Origin of the sequence: Allorhizobium sp. Av2 (assembly GCF_021462805.2) — a bacterium.
Taxonomy (GTDB): Bacteria; Pseudomonadota; Alphaproteobacteria; order Rhizobiales; family Rhizobiaceae; genus Allorhizobium; species Allorhizobium vitis_G.
This window is the reverse complement of sequence record NZ_CP192696.1, coordinates 448,369-469,327: the sequence shown is the minus strand read 5'-3', so window position 1 is coordinate 469,327 and position 20,959 is coordinate 448,369. Positions and strand designations below refer to the sequence as shown.

Genomic DNA, 20,959 nt, shown 5'->3' with positions numbered 1-20,959 from the left:
CCTTTGATGAGCCAGTCAATGCGTGTCGTGATCGCCACTCTTGCCACCCTGTTGCTGGTGCAGACGGCGCAGGCCTCGTCCATCGAAATAATCGGTGGCGGCGACGTGGCGACGCCCAGCATTTCGGCTATGTCCTGCACAACCTGCCCGCCCAGCGCCCCGATAAAAGCACCGGAACAAGCCCAGGAAATCCTAGCGGAAGGCACCCAGCGGATCGAGCTTCGCGATACCAACGGCCATAAACAGCTGCTGCGCACCGAAGCCTGGCTGGGCGGTTCGCCCGTCACTTACGTTCAGAAGGCGGATGGCTGGCTGGACCATGACAATCAATTGGTGGGGCTGGCCGGAGACGGGCTGGACACGGCAACGACCACCGCAGCCGTCGGCGATGATTATCGCCCTCTCGATGCAGATAGAATGCAACTGCGCCTGAAATAATCCCCCACTATCGGCCCCATGGTGTTGATGAGGCGACAATCTGAGACTGTGCCAGTGCATTTGCCATTTGCGACATAACGCAGACCCACAACCCATTCGTCACTTATTGATAAAATACAACCGAAAACTGCCAAGGGACTGTCTTTAGGCTTTTTTTAGCAAATGCCACTATACTCCTTGAAAATTGATCGGGGCTGGAAGACACCTATGAAAAATCTCAGGATTTCGCTGCAACTGTTCCTTCTGGTCGGCGGATTGATGGCGGCTTTCGCAATTGCGACATTCTTCCAGATCCGCTCCTCAGAGCAAACCATCTATACCCAACGCTATGAAATGCTGCGCACCGAGGTGGAAACCGCCATTTCGGTGATGAAGCTTTACAATGCCAAGGAGGTGGCAGGTACTCTATCGCGGGCCGATGCACAAAAGCAGGCCTATGAGACGATCAACGCGCTGAAATTCGATCCCGACGGCTATTTCTTCGGCTATGACTATGATGTGAACATGCTGTTTCATCCCGATCCGAAGCGCGTCGGGCAGAATTTCAAGGGCAAGGCCGATAGCAAGGGCTTTGCCTATCGTGACGAACTGGTCAAGCTTGGCCGCGAAGGCGGTGGGCGCACCGACTTCTACGGTCCAAAGCCAGGCCAGGAAGGCAATGATTTCCGCAAGAGTTCCTACGCCAAGGCCTTTGAGCCCTGGGGCGTCGTGGTTGTGACCGGCCTCTACATGGACGATCTCGATGCGGAGGTGAATGCGGCAATCTTCAAAGCCATTTCCATGGGCCTGATCGTCTTCGTCATCGGTCTTGCCGCTGCTTATGTGGTGATCCGTGGCATTTCGCGACCGCTGACGGCCATTCACGATGCGCTGCGGGCCGTGGCCGATGAAAATGTTACGCTGACCATTCCCCATACCAATATGAGCAATGAAGTCGGCATGATGGCCAAGGCCACAAAATCCTTGCAGGAAAAGGTGCGCGAACGCCATGCCATGGTGGCCCGCCAGGAGGAACAGCAGCGCGAACTGGACAGCGAGCGCCAGCAGAATGCCGACCGGCAAGCCGAAGAGGCCCGCGCCCAGGCGCATGTGGTGGCGACCATCGGCGCCTCGCTGGAAAAGCTGGCAACCGGCGATCTGACCGTGCGCTGTGCCGATCTCGGTGCAAAGTATGAGAATCTGCGCGATAATTTCAACGATGCCCTGACCCGGCTGGAGCAGGCCATGGCCCGCGTCAACCTGAAGGGCAACGATATCAGCATCAGCAAGGAAGAAATCCGCCGCGCCTCCGGCGAGCTTGCGACCCGCACCGAACGCCAGGCCGCCAATCTGGAAGAAACTTCGGCAGCCTTGGACGAGTTGACCGTAGCGATCCGCCAGACCGCCGATGGCGCCCGCGAGGCGGCAAGCCGGGTGAAATCGGTCAGCCAGGAAGCCCAGCAGAGCGACGGCATTGTCGGCCACGCCATTGAGGCGATGAGCGGCATCGAAAAATCCTCTGAGGAAATCACCAAGATCATCGGGGTGATCGACGAGATTGCCTTCCAGACCAACCTTCTGGCGCTGAATGCCGGTGTGGAGGCCGCGCGTGCCGGCGAAAGCGGCAAGGGGTTTGCGGTCGTCGCTCAGGAAGTGCGCGAACTGGCACAACGCTCGGCGGCAGCCGCCAAGGAAATCAAGGCGCAGATCGCGCGCTCCTCTGCCCAGGTCACGGAAGGCGTGCAACTGGTGGGCCGCACCGGTGAGGCTCTGAAGCGGATCTCCACCCAGATCACCGAGGCCAACGAGGTGGTGGCGCGGATTGCCGCCAGCGCCCAGGAACAGGATACCACCCTGCGCTCAATCTCGTCCGCGCTCAACGTGCTCGACACCACCACCCAGCAGAATGCCGCCATGGCCGAGGAAACCACGGCCTCAGCCGAGGTTCTCGCCAATGACACCGGCGACCTTCTCAACCTGATACAGGGATTTCGCGTCAACCAGCCGGGTGATGGCGCGGCGCTCAGTGGCATGGCCCAGCAGATGCGCCGGGCTGGCTGAAACAGATCACTCCCGAGACAAAAGCCGTCGGAGCAATCCGGCGGCTTTTGCTATTAAGAGCCGCTTGAAAGCGCGGCCTCCAGCGCGTCGATCTCCCTATCTGAAAACACTGCAACACCCGCCTGTTTCAACAGGGCCGCTGTCACGCCAAAACCCGGATGACGGGTGCCTGAAAACGAGCCGTCATAGATAAAGCCGGAGCCGCAGGACGGGCTGCCATCGATCAGCAGCGCGTAGCGACAGCCCTGTTCCAGGGCCAAATCCACGGCCTTACGGCCACCGGCGATGAACTCTGCGGTGACGTCGCCGCCGGTCACTTCCAGCACCCGGGCGCGGCCATGCAGCACATCTGCGCCGGTGCCACCCCGCTCGATTTCCGCTGGTGGACGCGGGGTCGGCAGGCCACCGGCCTGTTCCGGGCAAAACACCACCAGCCGCCCCTGGCCTTCCCAGCGAGCAATAGCAGGATGATGCAGAGGCTTGCCCTTGCCATCGTAGCGTACCGGGCGACCCATGAGGCAGGCGCTGATCAGGATTTTATCGATCATGAGAGCATCGGACCGAAAAGTGGGAACCGGTTTTCGGTCCGATGCGTAAACAAAAACTGAGAGCATCGTGCTGATTCCGGTTTTCTGCACGATGCTTTAATCAAGCTGGCGTTCCACATCCATGCGTTCATGAAGAACACGGATGATATCGATAATGGCAAGGTCCAGTTTTCGATAGAAAACCAAGTGAACACCCACTCTACGCCGACGATAATCCTTTTTGATCCAAGACACATCCTCACGGAATCGGGGAATGCCGCGATTTCCTCAAACTTGTCGAAGAGGAGGTTGAGATAGCGCTCAGCCTGGTCATGTGACCAGCGTTCAGTTCCATAGGACCAGATTTCACGAAGATCCTGCTCTGCGGCAGGGCGAAGCCGGTACTCACCCACGGGTTTAAAGGCCGCTGCGCAGATCGTTGATGAAGGATTGCCTGTCGATTTTGCGGGCAGGTCCGCTGTTTTCCCCATCCGTCAACGCCTGACGGAGGGTGTTCAGCTTGCGCTGCTCTTGCTCCAATAAACGCATACCGGCTTCAACCACTTCACGTGGCGAACCGTAACGACCGCTTTCAACCTGCCGGTCGATGAAGGGAGCGAATTGGTCGCTGATGGCAATGTCTACCGGTTTCGTCATCCATCTGCCTCAGAACGCATGCGCCTAACACCAACGCGACCAGATAAATATAAGCTCATCGCGCATTTTGCGCAATGACAGGCGGGGCAGGCCAATATGCCCGACCCGACCATCGTATCATCCGGCGACCTTATACCAAGGCTCGAAGATGCTAACGCATCCTCACCTTGAAGATGTTTCGAATATCTCAAATGCATCAAAGGCTTGAACTATTCGAAAAAGGAATACCAAGAGTCATTTTCAATGACTCTTGGTATTACCCGGTGATTTTGGAGAAATCCGCCACCGTGCCGGTTGCCTCGCGGATCGCTTTCAACAGCGCCAGACGATTGGCGCGGATGGCGGCGTCTTCGTCATTGACCAGCACATCCTCGAAGAACTTATCCACTGGCGCACGCAGGGTGGACAGTGCCTGCATGGCGGAGCGGAAATCTTCCTTAGCCACGGCCTCGGCTGCGGATTGGGTCGCCTGGGTGATGGCAGCATAAAGCGCCTTTTCGGCGTCGAGTGTCAGCAGCGCCTCGGACACGCCATCGGCCACCACCGTCCCCTTCTTTTCCTCCGCTGCCAGCAGCTGCGTGGCGCGCTTGGTGCCAGCCAACAGGTTCCTGCCGTCTTCGGAGGTGATGAAAGCGGTGAGTGCTTCGGCACGGCGGGCGACCATGAGGAGATCGTCGGCGGCAGAGAAAGCCCCCTCACCCTGCGCTGCATGACCTTGCCGGACAGCCGCACTCCCCTCTCCCCGCTGGGGAGAGGAGGCCGACACCGCATCGCCAAGCTCCCTCTTCTCCCCAGCGGGGAGAAGGTGGCCCGCAGGGCCGGATGAGGGGGCGGCGAGCACAGCGTCTATGATGTCGTGACGAGCGCCTTGGTCGCGGAGGTAGACTTTCAGACGGTCGTGGAAGAAGGAGAGGAGGTCGGCACGCTGCGAAGAAAATGATGGATAATTTCCCATCATATTCGTCATAAAGGCATGCCCCGGAATAAGGGAAAATGGATTCATGTCCGCAAAATCGTAGTCTTTAGAAGACTTTAAATCATCAATAAGCGTACTAGAACCAATTGGAACCACAATACTTTCCGAAATTACCCGTGCAAAGATTTGTTCTTGGGCGACTTTGAAAGCAGAAGATGCATTGAGACGAACTCCACCTTCAAGGATAATCCGCACCACACCCAGCGCAGCCCGCCGCAGTGCAAACGGGTCCTTAGACCCTGTCGGCTTCTCGTCAATCGCCCAAAACCCTGTAAGAGTATCCAGCTTGTCGGCCAGCGCCACCGTGATCGCCACCTTGTCTTCCGGCAGGCGATCCGATGGGCCTTGTGGCTTGTAATGATCCTCGATGGCCGCAGCGACGCTTTCCGGTTCGCCCTGAAGCGTCGCATATTTGCGGCCCATCAGGCCTTGTAGTTCCGGGAACTCGCCGACGGCTTCGGTGCGCAGATCGGCCTTGGCCAGCACCACGGCGCGATCAACCAGTGCTTCGTCAGCACCCACAATCGGAGCCAGAACCTTGGCCAGCGCCCGGATACGGGCGACCCGCTCGCCTTGGCTTCCGAGCTTGGCATGGAAGGTCACGTTCAGCGCATCCAGCTTGGCCATCCGCTGGTCGAGCGGTTTTTTCAGGTCGAGGCCGAATTTTGCGGCAGAGGCTTCAAGCGTTTCCAGATCCGGCAGATTGCCCTGGTCACGCTTCCAGAAATGCAGGGCATCGGACAGGCGGGCGCGAACCACCTTGCCATTGCCATGGATGATTTCCGCGCCGCCATCATGGGCGGCGATGTTGGAGATCAGGATGAAGTGGTTGGAGAGCTTTTCACTCTCGCCAATTGGCCGGGTGACGAAGCATTTCTGGTTGGTCTTGATGGTCAGCCGGATGATTTCCGAGGGGATCGACAGGTAATCGGCCTCAAACGTACCCAGCAGGACCTGCGGATATTCCACCAGGCCGGACACTTCTTCCAGCAGACCCTCGTCTTCCACCAGGTCCAGCCCGTTGGCAAAGGCGATATCGCGGGCGTCGTGCAGGATGATGTCCTTGCGCCGCTCGGCATCAAGGATCACCTTGGCCTTTTCCAGGCTCGACACATAATCGTCGAAGCGCCGCACGGTAATGGCATCCGGCGCGTGGAAACGGTGGCCATAGGTCACGTTGGAGGCGGTGATCCCGTCGATGTCGAAGGGAATGATAGCCACTTCGTCATGCTCGGAACCGAAGGTACAGAGAATGGATTGCAGCGGCCGCACCCAGCGCAGGCTTTCCGACCCCTTGCCCTCGATGCCGCCATAGCGTGAACCCTTTGGCATGGAAGCCGCACCTGATCGCATGGACTTCGGCCACGGAAAACTGCGGATAATGCCCGGCATCACCTCAGTGATGATCTCTTCGGCTGACCGGCCCGGCTTGTCGATCATCGCGACGTAGAAATCGCCCTTCTTGGGATCGGTCTTGACCACGGCCTGATCGATGGAGGCAAGCCCCGCGCCGCGCAAAAAGCCCTCGATGGCCTTTTCCGGCGCCGAGACGCTTGGTCCCTTGCGCTCTTCCTTCACATCGGCGGACCGGGCCGTCAGGCCGCGAATGTCCAGCACCAACCGGCGCGGCGTCCAGTATTCGCGCGCACCCTCATAGGTCAGGCCCGCATCGACAAGTGCATCGGTGACCAGCTTTTTCAGATCACCCGCCGCCTTGCGCTGCATGCGGGCGGGGATTTCCTCGGAGCGAAGTTCAAGCAGAAGATCGGGCATGTGTCTTTTCCTTGCCTCAACAGGACGAGGCCAGTGGTTTTACAGGTAGACCCTGCTAGCAAAATTGTGAGGGGGCTTACAATGGCAAACTGCCATTGTAAGCGGATCAGTCGCGCTGATACTCCATCCCAAGCATCGCCAGCGCGTCCCAATAGCCGGGATAGGTTTTCGCCACGCAGCCGGGATCAAGAATGGTGATGCCGGAGATTTTCAGGCCCGCCAGCGCAAAGCTCATGGCGATTCGGTGATCGGCAAATGTGTCGATCTTCGCGGGTAAGGTCTGTCCAGCCAGCGCCGGGTCGGCGGAGATGATCAGGTCGTCGCCCTCTTCCGTGGCAAGGCCGGGGCGGATGGCGTTGAGGCCGGTCGAGAGCGCCCGGATACGGTCGCATTCCTTGACGCGCAGATTGGCGATGCCGACGAAACGCACCGGCGTTTGGTTAAAGGCCGCCAGCACGGCAATGGTCGGAATGGCGTCCTGCATCTGGCTGCCGTCGATCACCTCGGGCATCTGCGGGAAAGCGGAAATCACCGCATGGGCCTTGGCATCGGGCTGGGTAAACTGCCCGGCTGGCGTGCCGATATCGACCTTGCCACCGGTCAGCACTTCCGCAGCCCAGAGATAGGTGGCGGCGGAGGCATCCGGCTCGATGTGGAAATCGCTTGCCTTGTAGCCGGTCGGCTCGACCCGCCAGATGGTTTCGGACGGTTGCTCAATGCGGGCGCCGAAGGCGCGCATGGCCGCAAGTGTCAGGTCGATATAGCCGCGCGCGCCGATCTCACTGCCGGCCAGTTCCACCTCGAATGCCGCGCCCGCCATCGGCGCGGCCATCAGCAGCGCTGAGACATATTGGCTGGAGAGACCGGCATCGATCACCACCCGGTTTTTGGTAAACGCGCCCTTGGCATCAATGGCAACCGGCGGGCAGCCGCTTGGGGCGGCAATCGCCACGCCCAGAGATTGCAGCGCATCGACCAGCGGCTGGATCGGCCGTTTGCGCATATGCTCGTCGCCGTCGATGGTGAATCGGCCATTGGCCAGCGCCACCGCCGCCGTCAGGAAGCGGGTCGCCGTCCCGGCATTGCCCAGAAACAATGCCTCCTCAGGGGCGCGCCACAGGCCTGTGCCGGTCACGACAAAACTGGTCTCATCCGGCTCCTCAACGGTGACGCCCATGGCCCTCAGCGCATCCGCCATATAGCGGGTGTCATCGCTTTTCAGCGCGCCGGTCAACCGGCTGGTGCCATTGGCCAGACCCGCCAATAGCAGCACACGGTTGGTGATCGACTTCGAGCCGGGCGGGCTGACATGGCCGGTTAGCGGCTTTGCGGGCGGCAGGATGGTGAGGGCGTCGGCGGTCTGGGCGGTAAGGGTCATGAGCATGTCCGTGGGTTTAACCGGGCTTTTGCCTGCTGCATAATTCCTTAAATCGTTTCCGGCTTAAGGGCTTATGCAAGTAGCGCGCCGCCGTTTCCATTGCAATCTTCAATGTGCCAACCTTCAAGCTTCAGGCAGATCGCGATCCAGGAACAACCGTGCCAGCCGGGTTTCCTGGGCTTTCGCCATCGTACGGGCATAGGCATCCATGGCCAAAAGCGACAGCAGGCTCGCAACACCACCGGCAGCGGCAAGATGCAGGATGTGTTGACTATGGGCCGAGAACTGCAACCGGTCGGCCACAGCCTGCGATACGACATTCATCACCGTCAGGCTCACCAGATTGCAGACCAGAATGGATGGGACGAGCCAGTACAAGTCTCGAACATTCAGAGCTGGCAGATCGTGATCCGGCGCTTGTCCTTCCGGCGGAGCGTGGTCATCGCGCATGGTGATGCGGGCGATTTCCATCATCACCACCTGGGGAAATATATATTTGATGATCGGCACGAACCAGCAGATCACCGAGACCCAGGGGCCAAGTCGTGGCGGCGCATCGGGTGAAAGACGGGCGGCGAAGTGAACAGCAAACCACAGCCAGGCCAACCAGAAACAGGCGCTGGCAACCCGAAAGACGAAAGCGCCAATCTCGATGAAAGCCGCCCAGCGACCAACACCCTGCGCCAGCCAGCTGGTTACGCCGGTATAGGTCGCAAAGCCGGTGGCAGCCACCACATATTGAACCCAGGCGGTGTAGAGAAAAAACGGCACCAGAATGAAATAAAACACCCCGCAGAGAGCTGCGAGAATCAGCCAGCCGCGCCGCATCCATGTCATTCGCCGGAGAAGGGTGTCCAGCGTCATGCCCTTGCCCTCTCCCCAGCCGTTTCCAAGCTCTTACGCGGCCTTGCCGAAATTCGCGCCACCGGCATCGGTCTGCAAAAACGCCTCGCCGCAGGCCTTGGCCAGCGTGCGCACCCGCAGGATATAGCTCTGGCGCTCGGTAACAGAAATCACCCCGCGCGCATCGAGCAGATTGAAGACGTGGCTTGCCTTGATGCATTGGTCATAGGCCGGGAATACGCATTTATGCAGCACCTGATTGGCGCTTTCGCCCGGCGCACCGGCATCCAGCAGCGCCTGACATTCCTTCTCGGCATCGGTAAAATGCCGCAGCAGCATTTCGGTATTGGCATATTCGAAATTATGGCGGGAATATTCCTGCTCGGCTTGCAGGAAAACATCGCCATAGGAGATCTTTTCCTCGCCGTCGCGGCCATTGAAGTTCAGGTCATAGACATTATCGACGCCCTGCACATACATGGCCAGACGCTCCAGACCATAGGTCAGTTCGCCCGCCACCGGCGAGCACTCGATGCCGCAGACCTGCTGGAAATAGGTGAATTGCGAGACCTCCATGCCGTCGCACCAGCATTCCCAGCCGAGACCCCAGGCACCCAGCGTCGGGCTTTCCCAATCGTCTTCCACAAAGCGCACGTCATGCAGCAGCGGGTCGAGGCCGATGGCCTTCAACGAGCCGAGATAAAGCTCCTGCAGGTTGGATGGGTTCGGTTTCAGGATCACCTGATATTGGTAGTAATGCTGCAAGCGATTGGGATTTTCACCATAGCGGCCATCGGAAGGACGGCGCGAGGGCTGAACATAAGCAGCCTTCCAAGGCTTGGGGCCAAGCGCGCGCAGCGTCGTTGCCGGGTGAAATGTACCAGCGCCAACTTCCATATCATAGGGTTGCAGCACGGCGCAGCCCTTGTCGGCCCAGTAATTGTGCAGCGTCAGGATCAGCGCCTGAAAGGAGCGCTTCGGGTCCATATGCGGGGCGGAAGCCGAAGGAGCGAGAGGAAGCGTCATGGGAACCTGCATTTATCATCGAAATCAAAGGGTCAGTCTGACCTGCCATGTGCGGCCTTTGCGGTCAAGAGTGGCGTCGCTTGCGAGCGCGCTACTCGGCAGACCTTGATCGCTCAGTACCCACGACCTGATCCAATTGCCCGCGCAGCAGAAACACCACGCCATCGGAGGCAAAATCAATCTTCGCCTCGCCGCGAAATAGATCCGCCACGACCCGCTCGGTCAGCTTGGAGCCGAAACCGCGACGCTCCGGTTCAGACACGGGTGGCCCGCCATGTTCGCTCCAGCGCAGAAAGAACCGGCCATCCTGCTGATTGCCCCATTCCACCTGCACCTGACCGCCCGTTACCGATAGCGATCCATATTTCGTGGCATTGGTGGCAAGTTCATGCAGGGCAAGCGACAGACCAAGCGCCTGGCGCGACGAGGCCTGCATGGATAAAGGTCCCGTGATCAGGAAGCGTTCTGGACTGTCCCTATGCGGGTCGATGGCGTTTTCGACCACTTCGGCAATATCCGCCGAGGCCACGCTCTTGCCGGTCAACAGGTCCTGTGCCTTGGACAAGGCCTGAATGCGGGCCGAAACCAGACTTGCCGCCTGCGGCAGGGATTGCGCGCCGCGCATGGTCTGGCCGACAATGGATTGCACCATGGCCAGCATGTTTTTCACCCGATGCGCGAGTTCGCCGTTCAGCAGGCGCAACTCCTGCTCGAATGCTTCTTTTTGGCGAAGATGCTGGCGGGTTTCTTCATGGCTCGTCTCCAGCGCCTGGCGGTCAAGCACGGCCTGCGTCGTCTCCGTGACGATGTTCAGCAGCCCATGCACAGCACCATCGTCGCCATAAAGCGGGCTATAGGAAAAGGTCCAGTAGGTCTGCTCCGCAAAACCGTTGCGGGTCATCACCAGCGGCATATTTTCTTCCCATGTCGCCTTGCCGGCAAGAGCACTGCGCACATAGGGCAAAACCCCGTCCCAGACATCCGCCCAGATTTCGGTAAAGGGCCTGCCCAGCGCCTTGTCCTTGCGCAGGCCCAGGATCGGCTCATAGGCATCGTTGTAGAATTGCAGCAGATCCGGCCCCCACCAGAAGCACATAGGCTGGCGCGAGGCCAACACCATCCGCATGGTGATTTTCAGCGATAGCGGCCAGCTCTTGATTGGACCGAGCGAGGTCGCCGCCCAGTCGAAATGGCGGATCATCTCGCCAATCCTGCCGCCTCCGGCCAGGAAATCATCTGTGCTGATTGATGCATGAGAGGATGGCCAAGCCTGTTTCGCCTCCGGAAAAGACAATGCCAAGATCCCCCAACTTCCCAATATCACGTTATATAATCACAGCACTGAGCGCCCTTTGGGCGCATTCAGGCTCTCTGCAACAGTTTATAGGCTTGTGCATTGTTACTGTCCTGAACGGTGTGCTCAGGCAGTCATGCCGTTTGTCGCAATGAAACAGGTTTCACGGCGGCTTGTTCCCATTCATAAGATCATAATTTTCTCGGGATGCAAGCAAAGCGATACAACCGGGCTGTTTTTAGCACTTTGTTTTGGCAGGCTATTCTTTGGCCGAAGACGCCCCTGCCTATCAGTCGTCCTGCTTCACCCGGTATTCGCCAGTCTTCGGGTCCTTGACCAGGGTGGTGATCGCATCGCTCTCGCGCCCGCTGCGGCGATGGGCATTCACCGTTTTACGCTGCGCTACCGATGCGGTCCAGCGCCGGTAATACCAGACGGCAAGACCGATCAGAATGATAAAAAAGAGAATGCGCGTCATGCTGCCTGCTCGCCCACGGATCACATTGCCCGCTGGAAAACCGAGAGGACATCACCTTCTTTTATCAGGTCGCCGAGATCTTCGAAAGCCCCGCTCTCGCCAAAACCCAGATGACATCAAGCATATCTTAAAGCCCGTAGCGCGCCCACAGCGCCCGGTCTTCCAGCGTCTCGACAAGACCGGCGGCGGCGGCGCTGCCGATATCGCACGAAGCAGATAGTGCCGTATCAACGCCCGGCAGACGGCGCCCAAACAAGCCGCGCGCCCCGGAGATCAATTCCAGCCGGGCCGTCTTGCCGTAGCGCGCCTTGATGTCTTCGCGCATGCTGCCCAGTCCATCGACCAGACCAAGCTCGAAACCCTTGCGCCCGGTCCAGAACAGGCCGGAAAACAGCTCCGGATTGTCGTTAAGCCGGATGCCGCGCCGCGTCTTGACCATATCGATGAAAACACCGTGAATATCCAGCTGAAGGGTCTTCAGATAGTCGATATCGCTCTGCTTTTCCGGCTGAAAGGGATCGAGCATCACCTTGTTTTCGCCAGCCGTATAAACGCGCCGCTCGACGCCGATCTTCTTCAGCAGGTCTGGAAAGCCGAAACCGCCAGAGACGACACCGATCGAGCCGACAATCGAGGTCGGGTCGGCAATGATTTCATCACCGGCAAGGGCAATCATATAGCCGCCGGAGGCTGCCACATCTTCCACGAACACCAGCACGGTCTTGCTGTGTTCATCGGCCAGGGTGCGAATGCGCTGATAGATCATCCGCGATTGCACCGGCGATCCGCCCGGCGAATTGATCGACAGCACCACAGCCGGGCTGTCCTTCAACTTGAACGCTTTTTCAAGAAGCGGGGCGACAGCGGCGAGGTTCAGCGCCGGGCGAAACCGGCTGCCGCCGCTCATGATCGCGCCATGCAGCCGCACGACCGGAATGACGATTTCCTGCTTGCGAAACCGCTTCGGCACCCACCGCTTCCATAGACCCGCCATGCGTCACATCCTTTGCTGCATCAAACCGAACAGTCATGTAAGTCCTGAAGGCGTAAACGCAATGGCAAGGCTGATTTTTGCCGGATGACCCCGCCACGACGACCTGTCAGACCGCCTTGATGTCCAGCCTCGGATAGGCCCCTCGGCCATTGTTGAGCGCATCGACCTGCGGCAGGAAGGCATGACCTTCAGGCCCATGCATGATCAGCGGGCTGCGGAAGGTGAGCCGGGCGCGCGAGCCTTTAATCGCCGTCAGCAGCAGGCGGATAGCACTTTCGCCCTCCCTTGGATGGATGAGGGTAATCTCGATGCCGCCAAAGCGTTTGCCGCAGGCGGCGATGATCTCGGCCACCGATTGCGGTCGGGCAATCAGCGACAATTGCCCGCCGGGCCTCATGATCGCACCAGCGGTGCGCAACCAGCGTTCAAACAAATCCCCGTCCATGGCATGGGCCTCGGCCTTCAGGCTGTCAGGCGTTGTCCTATCACGCCCGTCATTGAAGGGCGGGTTCATGATCACATGGTCGAAAGCGTCATCCGGCAATCCCGCCGCCCGGCGCGCCCGACCCGTGAGCGTTACATCCGCCGCGATCAGTCGAACCCGTGCCGCCAGATGGGCATTCTCGGCCAGACCGAGGGTCTTGTGCGCAAAGGACAACATGTCAGGGGAACGCTCAACCAGCGTCACCATGGCCATCGGAAGACGCGAGGCAACAGCCAAACCCGCTCCACCGGCGCCAGCGCCCAGATCTGCAACCGTGCCACCCTCCCCCACCAACGCTGCCAAGAGCATGGCATCCATGCCAGCGCGATGACCACGGCCTTTTGGTTGCACGAGGAAAAAGCCGCCGCGATGAAAGGCATCGACGGTTTCGTTGATGATATCGGAGGCAGTCCCCTCAAACGCCATGGGCTTCTGTCCCGATCTCGCTTATGCCGTGCCGTCGCGCAATTCTGCGCCAAGACCGGCATCGATCAGGATGCGCCGCGCTTCTTCTGCCCGGCCCGGCTCGACCAGGAAACGGCGCGGCAAAAGCCCGAGCGATCCTTCCAGAATGCTCATCGACTGGTCGGCAATCAGGCTCTCGATACCGGCATCCTTCATCAGGCTCTGGGCAAAGGACAGTAAAACGGCGTCATTGGTGCGAATGAGTTCATGCATGCGATGATGAGTCCTATCAAATCTGCGGGATAGAGAAATTCCGCTCTTGCCGGGTCGCCAACGGCTTTTTATGTTTGTTTCAGCATTATGTCTCGAATTTTCGCGCAAACACCGCTTGATGACGCGACAGTCAGGCAAAAAAACCGTAAGTTGGGTCGAAGCGACGACAATTGCCCGATCCGGTTAGGCCAAATCCGGTTGGGCTAGGCCCGGTTGGGATTGAGATGACATTGAGCCTTGGATATAAGGGGCCAACGCGGTCTTGTGGTGTGTTAATCCACACGCTATCGCAGTCCTGATACAGGAATAAACAGGAGTCCGGACAGTTGGGCGCAGTGATACCGCTTGGTGACAAGAAAAACAAACAGGCCTCGGTGCAACCTCTGGTGGACCTGACCCGCAACGGCATGGAGCGGGTCAATCAACTGATCCTGTCAAAGGCAGGCTCCGATGTCCAGATGATCCCGGAAGTGGCCAATCACCTGATTTCCTCTGGTGGCAAGCGCCTGCGCCCAATGCTGACGCTGGCCTCCGCCGCGATGTTTGGCTATGAGGGCGAAGGCCATATCAAGCTCGCCACCAGCGTCGAATTCATGCACACTGCCACGCTGCTGCACGACGACGTGGTCGATGAGAGCGACCTCAGGCGCGGCAAATCCACCGCCCGGATGATCTGGGGCAACCAGGCCAGTGTGTTGGTCGGCGATTTCCTGCTTGGTCAGGCGTTCCGGATGATGGTCGAGGTCGGCTCGCTGGAAGCGCTGGATGTCTTGTCAACGGCGGCCTCGGTGATTGCCGAGGGCGAAGTGCTTCAGCTTTCGGTCGCCAAGAACATGGAAACCACCGAGGACGATTATCAGGCCGTCATTCGCGCCAAGACAGCCGCGCTGTTTGCCGCCGCCGCCGAAGTCGGTCCTATCGTCGCCGGAACGGACAAAGGTGCGCGCAACGCGCTCAAATCCTACGGCATGAATTTAGGCCTGGCCTTCCAGCTGGTCGATGACGCCCTGGATTACGGCGGCAAGGTCGCCGATCTCGGCAAGAATACCGGAGACGATTTCCGCGAGGGCAAGATCACCCTGCCAGTCATTCTCGCCTACCGGCGCGGCAACGAGACCGAACGGGGCTTCTGGCGCGAAGCGCTGGAAGGCGGCAGGCATGACGATGCCAATCTGGAAAAGGCCATGGGGCTGATTACCAAATATAACGGTCTTTCCGATACGGTGGCGCGGGCCATTCACTATGGCGACGTCGCCCGTGATGCCTTGGCGCCGGTGCCTGACGGCGTCTGGAAAGATGCCTTGATGGACGTCATCGATTTCTGCATCGAACGGGTCAGTTAAAACATTTCCAGCCAGACCATGTTGCGGTTTGGCATCTGGAAATACATCCACCAAAGACACCCGGTTTTCTTGAAACGCTGAAATGCTCCGACGTTCCTCCGGAAAACCGGGAGCCATTGCCGCTAACACGTTCCGGGAGGTTTTTATGTCACTTACGCAAAAAAGCCATTCTGTTGCCATCACATTGACTGGTCACGTGGGGGCAAGGCTCTTACATATCATGTTCCGGTCTCAGCGACCTGGCTGGCAGCGAGCCTCGCAGCCTTCTGATTCGCTGGCCTGATGTTGAATTTTCCGATCCGGCCAGAATGGCCGGTGACCCTGGTTGCCCGATCCGGTCGAATGACCGGTGATCTTGGTTGAAAGGCTTCTTCATGCGGCAGATCTTTGCCACACGCTTCCTCTCGGGCACAGCGCTCCTGCTTCTGGTGTCCTTCAGCGGGGGCGTCCTCCCGTCCTTCCTGGCTCCGCCGGTAGCGATGGCGGCAGAAACGGCAAAACAGCCGGTCGATGGCTTCGATCTCGATGAGGTCGATACTCTGTCCGGCGCGTATCTGGCGGCCCGCACGGCCAATACCGACCGCGATTTCACGACCGCCGTGACCCTTTACGAGAAGGCGCTGCGTTTCGAACCGCAGGATCTGGAAATCCGCGAAAGCCTGATGCTGTCGCTGCTGATGGCTGGCCGCTTCGAGGAAGGCGCGAAATACGCCAACGAGCTGCGCAAGGATCAGGCCGTTGAGCGCATTACCGCCATTGTCCGCGGTCTGGAGGCTATCAAAGGCAAAAAATACCGCACGGCGGAAAAAGTCCTTGCCTATAAGGGGCCGAACGATCTCGACCGGCTGACCAATGCGCTGCTGACCGCTTGGGCGAAAATGGGCGCCGGGCGTGGCAAGGAAGCCCTTGCCGATCTCGACAAGATGAAAGGCCCGGACTGGTACGGCATTTTCAAAAACTACAATGCGGGCGTGATGGCTGCCGCCATTGGCGACGAGACCAAGGCCCGCAGCTATCTGAGCGGCGTTATCACCGACCGCGAGGGCGGCGCGACCGCACCCGACACGTTCCTGCGGGCTGTCATGGCCCTGGCGACGCTGGAAGCCAAGACCGGCAACAAGCAGAAAGCACTCGATGCGCTGGCGGCTGGCGACGAAGTGTTGAACAATTATCCGCCCTTCAAGGCGATGCGCGAGCGGATCGAAAAGGGCGAGGTTCCCAAGCCGCAGGTGGCCACCGCCGATGAAGGAGCAGCCTCAGTGCTGTTTTCGATCGGTGGCGCCCTGAACCGCCAGGGAACCCAGGACACCGTTGCGCTCTATCTGCAATTGTCGCGGGCGCTCGATCCCGACAGTGCCGATACGCTGATCATGCTGGGTGGCATTGCCGAGGGCAACAAGCAGACTGATCTGGCCATTTCCTTCTACAAGCAGGTGCCGGCCGAATCGCCGATGCGGCGGATTTCCGAAATGCAGCTGGGTCTGGCGCTTGCCGAAACCGGCAAGGTCGAGGAATCCAAGGCCCATCTGAAATCGCTGATCGCCTCCGATCCGCAGGATATCCGCTCCTATCTGGCCTATGGCAGCGTGCTGTCGGATGCCAAGGACTACACCGAAATGGCCGCCAATTACGACAAGGCAGCGGAGATTCTTGGTTCGGCCCCCGGAAAGAACCAGTGGCCGGTGTTTTTCCAGCGCGGCATTGCCTATGAACGCCTGAAGAAATGGGACCAGGCCGAGCCGAACTTCCGAAAGGCGCTGGAGCTCAACCCCCAGCAGCCGCAGGTTCTCAACTATCTCGGCTATTCCTGGGTGGATATGAACCGCAATCTCCAGGAGGGCCTGGAGATGATCAAGAAAGCCGTCGAGCTGAAGCCTGATGATGGCTATATCGTCGACTCGCTTGGCTGGGCCTATTATCGGCTGGGCCGGTATGACGAGGCAGTCGAGGAATTGGAGCGCGCAGTGCAGTTGAAGGCCGGCGACGCGACGATCAACGACCATCTGGGCGACGCCTATTGGCGGGTTGGTCGCAAGCTGGAGGCCACCTTCCAGTGGCGTCAGGTCCTGGCGTTCAAGCCGGAACCGGAACTGATCGCCACGGTGCAGGAAAAGCTGGAAAAGGGACTGCCGGACCTGCCTGCTGGGCCGGGGGCAGCCGAAGTCACGCCGCCGGTCGCCCCGGCGCCCGCACCCACGCCGCAGACCCCGGACCAACCTGAAAAGAAATCCTAGGCATCGTCGATGCCTTGGTTTTCAAGCAGGGCGGGGCAGGAACCCGAATGACCGTATTTCGTGAAATTGCAGCGGCAAAGATCAATCTTGCCCTGCATGTCACGGGCAGACGGGATGATGGCTACCACCTTCTCGATACACTCGTGACATTTGCCGAACATGGCGACGTGATCACGGTTGAAACGGCCCGACAGGATGAATTTACCCTGTCGGGGCGCTTCGCAGGCCCGCTTCAGTCGGAAAATCCGGCTGGAAACCTGGTTATCCGGGCGCGGGATCTGTTGCGGGCAGCCTCTCTGGCCAAGGGCCTCCCCGCTCCGCCCGTTGCCATCTCCTTACAAAAAAATCTGCCGATTGCATCAGGCATTGGTGGCGGTTCAGCCGATGCCGCAGCCACGCTGAGGGCTTTGCAGCACCTATGGGACAGCCATCTTGAGCCAGCGGCCCTCGAGGATCTGGCCCTAAAGCTGGGAGCAGATGTGCCGATGTGCCTTGCAAGCACATCCTTGCGTGCCACAGGCATTGGCGAGGAATTGACACGCCTGCCGACCTTGCCGCGCTTCGGCATCCTGCTCGCCAATCCGTTGCAGGCGGTGTCGACACCGGCAATCTTCAAGGCGATGACCCGGCGCGACAATCCACCGATTGGCCCGCTCCCAACTCTAGCAGAGCAAGACCCGTGGACAGAAACGCTCCGCCGATTGCGCAATGATCTGCAACCCGCAGCCGAGACCTTGTGCCCGCACATTGCCGAGCTTTCCCGGATGATTGAGGCGACCGGCGCGCTTGTCACCCGGATGTCCGGCTCCGGCGCCACCTGTTTCGGCCTTTATCCCACCTATGAAGCCGCCGTCGCCGCTGAAAAACGGCTTCTCACGGACAGGCCTGATTGGTATTTTCAGGCGAGCCAGACTCTATAAACTATCGCGTGGTTCGGGATTCATCGGACATGCTATAGACTAGTGTTTTCGCATGTCTTTCCCAGAACGGCTCCACACGTTCGGGAAACATGCCGTATTGGAGACATGACATGCCTGGATTAGACGAGACACGCGCCTTTATTCCGCTCGGCATTGCCGTTCTGACTGTTTCCGACAGCCGTATATTGGCCGATGACCGCTCTGGCGATGTGTTGGCCGAACGGATCGAATCAGCTGGCCACCGGCTCATCGACCGCGCCATCGTCACCGACGACGCCGACCGGATCGCCAACCAGGTGCGCGCCTGGAGCCAATCGCAGGACGTCGACGTGATCATCACCACCGGTGGCACAGGCTTTACCGGTCGGGATGTGACGCCGGAGGCGGTGGAGCCGCTGTTCGACAAGCGCATGGACGGATTTTCCGCGGTGTTTCACCGGATTTCCTATGACAAGATAGGCACCTCGACCATCCAGTCGCGCGCCACAGCCGGACTTGCCAATGGCACCTTCGTTTTCGTCCTGCCCGGCTCTCCCGGTGCCTGCAAGGATGGCTGGGACGGCATTCTCGCGCAACAGCTGGACTATCGCTATCGGCCCTGCAATTTCGTGGAAATCATGCCACGGCTGGCCGAGCATCTGAAACGGGACAAGGCGTAAAACGACACGTTGGCTGGGCTAATATGGCAATAGGCCCAGCAAAACTATCTAAGCCGCAGTGACATAAGCAGGCAAGGTTAAGCCCGTGCCTGACGGACCGCCCAGGCTGGCACCATTTCACTCGACAGCGCCCTGCCCCTCAGCCCAACGACCAGATCGGCTAGCTTCATGCCCGTCTTGACCAGGGTTTGAGCCTGGCTCTTTCGCAGTAGAAATCCATGTTCCAACGGCGGACCGCGGCGGGTGAAGCGTCGAAAAAACGGACGCTTATGGTGTCGTGAAGGTGAAAATCGGGCTGGCGCGCTGTTCAGTGCCACATATTCCGCCACTTCCTCGATCCATCCAGAGGATGGTCGGGCGCCTGGCTCGACCAGCAGCAACCACTCGCCCCTCGCCGCCGAGACCACGTCTCGCAAATCCCAGATCATGTGAAATCGGCAGCCCGCTGCATCCGCCAACCGCGACGTCCCATCGCTGGACCCGTGATCCAGAACAACCACATCACAAATAATACCCTCCACCGCCCCGGCGACAAGGGTGGTCAAGGTTTGCGCCAATTCGCTTTCCTGATCGCGGCATTCGATAATAACAGTCAACATGCGTTACTCATACCGCAATGCATCATGCTTTACCACGGGTGAACCGTGCTTGACTGGAATTTGATCGAAGACGGATCGGCAAGTGAATAAATCAGGACATGCTGTTTTTTACTTCTCATCGCGACTATTGAATATATTTTTTGGTGCATTTTTGATTTTACGCAATCCATGATTACGTTTTCAAGATCGGTATTTTGTTCTTGCATTGTTCTCATTTTAGCGTTAGATCTCAGCTCATGAAAGGGCCGGTTGGCCCGTCAGGAGTTCCAAATGACCGTACTGTCTGATGTCAGGCAGGCTGCCTTTCAGCCTGCCAATACGGCGGATATTGCCGACGCGCTGCTGGTCGCCTCAGGGCTTCGGGTGGATGGCGCGCGCAGGCGCGGACGCGGCGCCGGGCTCAATCCCTCCGGGCGTTTCGAGACGCTGGAGCGGCAGCTGGAAGACGATGGCTGGGCAAGCCTCGAGGACATGCCGCCGTTCCGCACCGAAGTCCAGGTGGAGCGGCCAAAGACGGTGATTACCCGTAATGACTCGCCGGACATTCCCTTTGATCGTTCGGTCAATCCGTATCGCGGCTGTGAGCATGGTTGTATCTATTGTTTTGCCCGGCCCAGCCACAGTTATATGGGCCTGTCTCCAGGGCTTGATTTCGAAGCCCGGCTGTTTGCCAAGCCGGATGCGCCGAAACTGCTCGAACGCGAACTGTCCAAGCCAGGCTACAAGCCCCGCACCATCGCCATCGGCACCAATACCGATCCCTATCAACCCATCGAGCGGGAATGGCGAATCATGCGGCAATTGCTTGAAGTGCTGAAGGAGGCCAATCATCCGGTTGCCATCGTTACCAAGTCGGCAATGGTGCTACGCGACATCGACATTTTGGCCGAGATGGCAGAAAAGGGCCTTGCCAAGGTCGGTATTTCAGTCACCACGCTGGACCGCAAACTGGCCCGGACGATGGAGCCTCGCGCCTCGACCCCAAGCCGTCGGCTGGAGGCAATCAAGGCCCTGAGCGAGGCTGGCATCTCGACAAGCGTATTGGTGTCGCCGATCATTCCGGCTCTCAACGATCATGAAATCGAACGCATCTTGGATGCTGCCAAGGCCGCTGGCGCCTCGGAGGCGAGCTATGTGCTGTTGCGCCTGCCACTGGAGGTCAGCCCGCTGTTTCGTGACTGGTTGCTGCAACATTACCCGGACCGCTATCGCCATGTCATGTCGCTGGTGCGCTCGATGCGCGACGGCAAGGATTACGATGCGGAATTCGGCAAGCGGATGAAAGGCACTGGCCCCTATGCCTGGCAGATCAGCCGCCGTTTCGAGATAGCCACCAAACGCCTCGGAATGGGCCGTCGGAGCATGCAATTGCGCGACGATCTGTTCATCCCGCCGATGGGCAATGGTGTGCAGCTATCGCTGCTGTAACGAACCATTGTTCGGCTTGGCAGCGCGGGCGCAAGAGATTGATCACTCTGGCACCTGTGCCCCTGGCCTCGGACTATCCATCCAACCCGGCACCACGCACATAAATTTCAACCTTCTCTTTCCGAGGCCACACCGCCTACCGCAAGGGCGGCCCTCGGAAATGCCGGAAGCGGTTTCCTTGACCGCTTGT

General features: G+C 59.2%; 20 protein-coding genes. 7 read left to right on the top strand and 13 right to left on the bottom strand.

Annotated elements, in window-relative coordinates:
* The first annotated feature begins 6 nt into the window (after nucleotides 1-6).
* Together FS819_RS02265 and FS819_RS02260 are read left to right on the top strand one after the other, a co-directional pair.
* The gene (locus tag FS819_RS02265) at nucleotides 7-438 is read left to right on the top strand and encodes a plant virulence effector HPE1-like domain-containing protein (protein ID WP_156548476.1); all 432 of its coding nucleotides are present in this window, start codon (nucleotides 7-9) and stop codon (nucleotides 436-438) included.
* A gap of 207 nt (nucleotides 439-645) precedes the next feature.
* The gene (locus tag FS819_RS02260; protein WP_156548478.1) at nucleotides 646-2,478 is read left to right on the top strand and encodes a methyl-accepting chemotaxis protein; all 1,833 of its coding nucleotides are present in this window, start codon (nucleotides 646-648) and stop codon (nucleotides 2,476-2,478) included.
* Nucleotides 2,479-2,531: 53 nt separating this feature from the next.
* Here FS819_RS02260 and FS819_RS02255 read toward each other — a convergent pair whose 3' ends face one another.
* From FS819_RS02255 to FS819_RS02200, 12 genes are all read right to left on the bottom strand, one after another.
* Nucleotides 2,532-3,026: a 2-thiouracil desulfurase family protein gene (locus tag FS819_RS02255; protein ID WP_156548480.1), complete on the bottom strand. Its 495-nt coding sequence runs from the start codon at nucleotides 3,024-3,026 to the stop codon at nucleotides 2,532-2,534.
* The gene (locus FS819_RS02250) at nucleotides 3,023-3,496 is read right to left on the bottom strand and encodes a type II toxin-antitoxin system RelE/ParE family toxin (protein ID WP_197434182.1); all 474 of its coding nucleotides are present in this window, start codon (nucleotides 3,494-3,496) and stop codon (nucleotides 3,023-3,025) included. The genes FS819_RS02255 and FS819_RS02250 overlap by 4 nt, the downstream gene beginning before the upstream one ends.
* Nucleotides 3,423-3,662, bottom strand: a complete 240-nt coding sequence (locus FS819_RS02245; RefSeq protein WP_156548482.1) for a type II toxin-antitoxin system ParD family antitoxin — start codon at nucleotides 3,660-3,662, stop codon at nucleotides 3,423-3,425. The genes FS819_RS02250 and FS819_RS02245 overlap by 74 nt, the downstream gene beginning before the upstream one ends.
* 256 nt (nucleotides 3,663-3,918) lie before the next feature.
* Nucleotides 3,919-6,411, bottom strand: a complete 2,493-nt coding sequence (gene glyS / locus FS819_RS02240) for a glycine--tRNA ligase subunit beta (protein WP_156548484.1) — start codon at nucleotides 6,409-6,411, stop codon at nucleotides 3,919-3,921.
* A gap of 106 nt (nucleotides 6,412-6,517) precedes the next feature.
* A complete protein-coding gene (locus tag FS819_RS02235; protein WP_156548486.1) occupies nucleotides 6,518-7,789 on the bottom strand; it encodes a 3-phosphoshikimate 1-carboxyvinyltransferase in 1,272 nt (423 codons plus the stop codon).
* A 123-nt stretch (nucleotides 7,790-7,912) separates the two neighbouring features.
* On the bottom strand, nucleotides 7,913-8,653 hold the full coding sequence (locus FS819_RS02230; RefSeq protein ID WP_156548488.1) for a DUF4328 domain-containing protein: 741 nt from the start codon (nucleotides 8,651-8,653) through the stop codon (nucleotides 7,913-7,915).
* A gap of 33 nt (nucleotides 8,654-8,686) precedes the next feature.
* Nucleotides 8,687-9,619 (bottom strand): glycine--tRNA ligase subunit alpha, encoded by a 933-nt coding sequence (locus tag FS819_RS02225; protein WP_156537764.1) that lies wholly within the window; start codon nucleotides 9,617-9,619, stop codon nucleotides 8,687-8,689.
* Nucleotides 9,620-9,749: 130 nt separating this feature from the next.
* Nucleotides 9,750-10,958, bottom strand: coding sequence for an HWE histidine kinase domain-containing protein (locus FS819_RS02220; RefSeq protein WP_234889376.1), 1,209 nt, complete (start codon nucleotides 10,956-10,958; stop codon nucleotides 9,750-9,752).
* Between the two features lie 283 nt (nucleotides 10,959-11,241).
* Nucleotides 11,242-11,430, bottom strand: coding sequence for a hypothetical protein (locus FS819_RS02215; protein ID WP_156548490.1), 189 nt, complete (start codon nucleotides 11,428-11,430; stop codon nucleotides 11,242-11,244).
* 127 nt (nucleotides 11,431-11,557) lie between these two features.
* Nucleotides 11,558-12,424, bottom strand: a complete 867-nt coding sequence (locus FS819_RS02210; protein ID WP_156548492.1) for a S49 family peptidase — start codon at nucleotides 12,422-12,424, stop codon at nucleotides 11,558-11,560.
* Between the two features lie 106 nt (nucleotides 12,425-12,530).
* On the bottom strand, nucleotides 12,531-13,334 hold the full coding sequence (locus FS819_RS02205; RefSeq protein ID WP_156548494.1) for a tRNA1(Val) (adenine(37)-N6)-methyltransferase: 804 nt from the start codon (nucleotides 13,332-13,334) through the stop codon (nucleotides 12,531-12,533).
* Nucleotides 13,335-13,355: 21 nt separating this feature from the next.
* Nucleotides 13,356-13,586, bottom strand: coding sequence for a putative signal transducing protein (locus FS819_RS02200; RefSeq protein ID WP_071202502.1), 231 nt, complete (start codon nucleotides 13,584-13,586; stop codon nucleotides 13,356-13,358).
* Nucleotides 13,587-13,912: 326 nt separating this feature from the next.
* On the opposite strand from FS819_RS02200, the gene FS819_RS02195 reads away from it, so the two are divergent.
* The 4 genes from FS819_RS02195 to moaB all read left to right on the top strand — a co-directional run bounded on the left by FS819_RS02195 (nucleotide 13,913) and on the right by moaB (nucleotide 18,742).
* Entirely contained in the window at nucleotides 13,913-14,929 is a 1,017-nt protein-coding gene (locus tag FS819_RS02195) for a polyprenyl synthetase family protein (RefSeq protein ID WP_070167587.1), read from the top strand.
* Between the two features lie 374 nt (nucleotides 14,930-15,303).
* Nucleotides 15,304-17,163: a tetratricopeptide repeat protein gene (locus tag FS819_RS02190; RefSeq protein ID WP_156548496.1), complete on the top strand. Its 1,860-nt coding sequence runs from the start codon at nucleotides 15,304-15,306 to the stop codon at nucleotides 17,161-17,163.
* Between the two features lie 47 nt (nucleotides 17,164-17,210).
* The gene (locus FS819_RS02185) at nucleotides 17,211-18,083 is read left to right on the top strand and encodes a 4-(cytidine 5'-diphospho)-2-C-methyl-D-erythritol kinase (RefSeq protein WP_156548498.1); all 873 of its coding nucleotides are present in this window, start codon (nucleotides 17,211-17,213) and stop codon (nucleotides 18,081-18,083) included.
* 110 nt (nucleotides 18,084-18,193) lie between these two features.
* Nucleotides 18,194-18,742, top strand: a complete 549-nt coding sequence (gene moaB, locus FS819_RS02180; RefSeq protein WP_060719151.1) for a molybdenum cofactor biosynthesis protein B — start codon at nucleotides 18,194-18,196, stop codon at nucleotides 18,740-18,742.
* 77 nt (nucleotides 18,743-18,819) lie between these two features.
* Here moaB and FS819_RS02175 read toward each other — a convergent pair whose 3' ends face one another.
* A complete protein-coding gene (locus FS819_RS02175; RefSeq protein ID WP_156548500.1) occupies nucleotides 18,820-19,341 on the bottom strand; it encodes a glycosyltransferase family 2 protein in 522 nt (173 codons plus the stop codon).
* Nucleotides 19,342-19,611: 270 nt separating this feature from the next.
* Here FS819_RS02175 and FS819_RS02170 point away from each other — a divergent pair, with 270 nt between their 5' ends.
* Nucleotides 19,612-20,769: a PA0069 family radical SAM protein gene (locus FS819_RS02170; RefSeq protein ID WP_156548502.1), complete on the top strand. Its 1,158-nt coding sequence runs from the start codon at nucleotides 19,612-19,614 to the stop codon at nucleotides 20,767-20,769.
* Nucleotides 20,770-20,959: the final 190 nt, after the last annotated feature.

Coding starts and splice junctions, on each gene's coding strand:
- FS819_RS02245 (WP_156548482.1), bottom strand. CDS start 3,662: ATGACGAAACCGGTAGACATTGCCATCAGCGACCAATTCGCTCCCTTC.
- FS819_RS02225 (WP_156537764.1), bottom strand. CDS start 9,619: ATGGACCCGAAGCGCTCCTTTCAGGCGCTGATCCTGACGCTGCACAAT.
- FS819_RS02170 (WP_156548502.1), top strand. CDS start 19,612: ATGACCGTACTGTCTGATGTCAGGCAGGCTGCCTTTCAGCCTGCCAAT.
- moaB (WP_060719151.1), top strand. CDS start 18,194: ATGCCTGGATTAGACGAGACACGCGCCTTTATTCCGCTCGGCATTGCC.
- FS819_RS02210 (WP_156548492.1), bottom strand. CDS start 12,424: ATGGCGGGTCTATGGAAGCGGTGGGTGCCGAAGCGGTTTCGCAAGCAG.
- glyS (WP_156548484.1), bottom strand. CDS start 6,411: ATGCCCGATCTTCTGCTTGAACTTCGCTCCGAGGAAATCCCCGCCCGC.
- FS819_RS02185 (WP_156548498.1), top strand. CDS start 17,211: ATGACCGTATTTCGTGAAATTGCAGCGGCAAAGATCAATCTTGCCCTG.
- FS819_RS02175 (WP_156548500.1), bottom strand. CDS start 19,341: ATGTTGACTGTTATTATCGAATGCCGCGATCAGGAAAGCGAATTGGCG.
- FS819_RS02230 (WP_156548488.1), bottom strand. CDS start 8,653: ATGACGCTGGACACCCTTCTCCGGCGAATGACATGGATGCGGCGCGGC.
- FS819_RS02205 (WP_156548494.1), bottom strand. CDS start 13,334: ATGGCGTTTGAGGGGACTGCCTCCGATATCATCAACGAAACCGTCGAT.
- FS819_RS02265 (WP_156548476.1), top strand. CDS start 7: ATGAGCCAGTCAATGCGTGTCGTGATCGCCACTCTTGCCACCCTGTTG.
- FS819_RS02235 (WP_156548486.1), bottom strand. CDS start 7,789: ATGACCCTTACCGCCCAGACCGCCGACGCCCTCACCATCCTGCCGCCC.
- FS819_RS02215 (WP_156548490.1), bottom strand. CDS start 11,430: ATGACGCGCATTCTCTTTTTTATCATTCTGATCGGTCTTGCCGTCTGG.
- FS819_RS02250 (WP_197434182.1), bottom strand. CDS start 3,496: ATGGGGAAAACAGCGGACCTGCCCGCAAAATCGACAGGCAATCCTTCA.
- FS819_RS02200 (WP_071202502.1), bottom strand. CDS start 13,586: ATGCATGAACTCATTCGCACCAATGACGCCGTTTTACTGTCCTTTGCC.
- FS819_RS02255 (WP_156548480.1), bottom strand. CDS start 3,026: ATGATCGATAAAATCCTGATCAGCGCCTGCCTCATGGGTCGCCCGGTA.
- FS819_RS02190 (WP_156548496.1), top strand. CDS start 15,304: ATGCGGCAGATCTTTGCCACACGCTTCCTCTCGGGCACAGCGCTCCTG.
- FS819_RS02260 (WP_156548478.1), top strand. CDS start 646: ATGAAAAATCTCAGGATTTCGCTGCAACTGTTCCTTCTGGTCGGCGGA.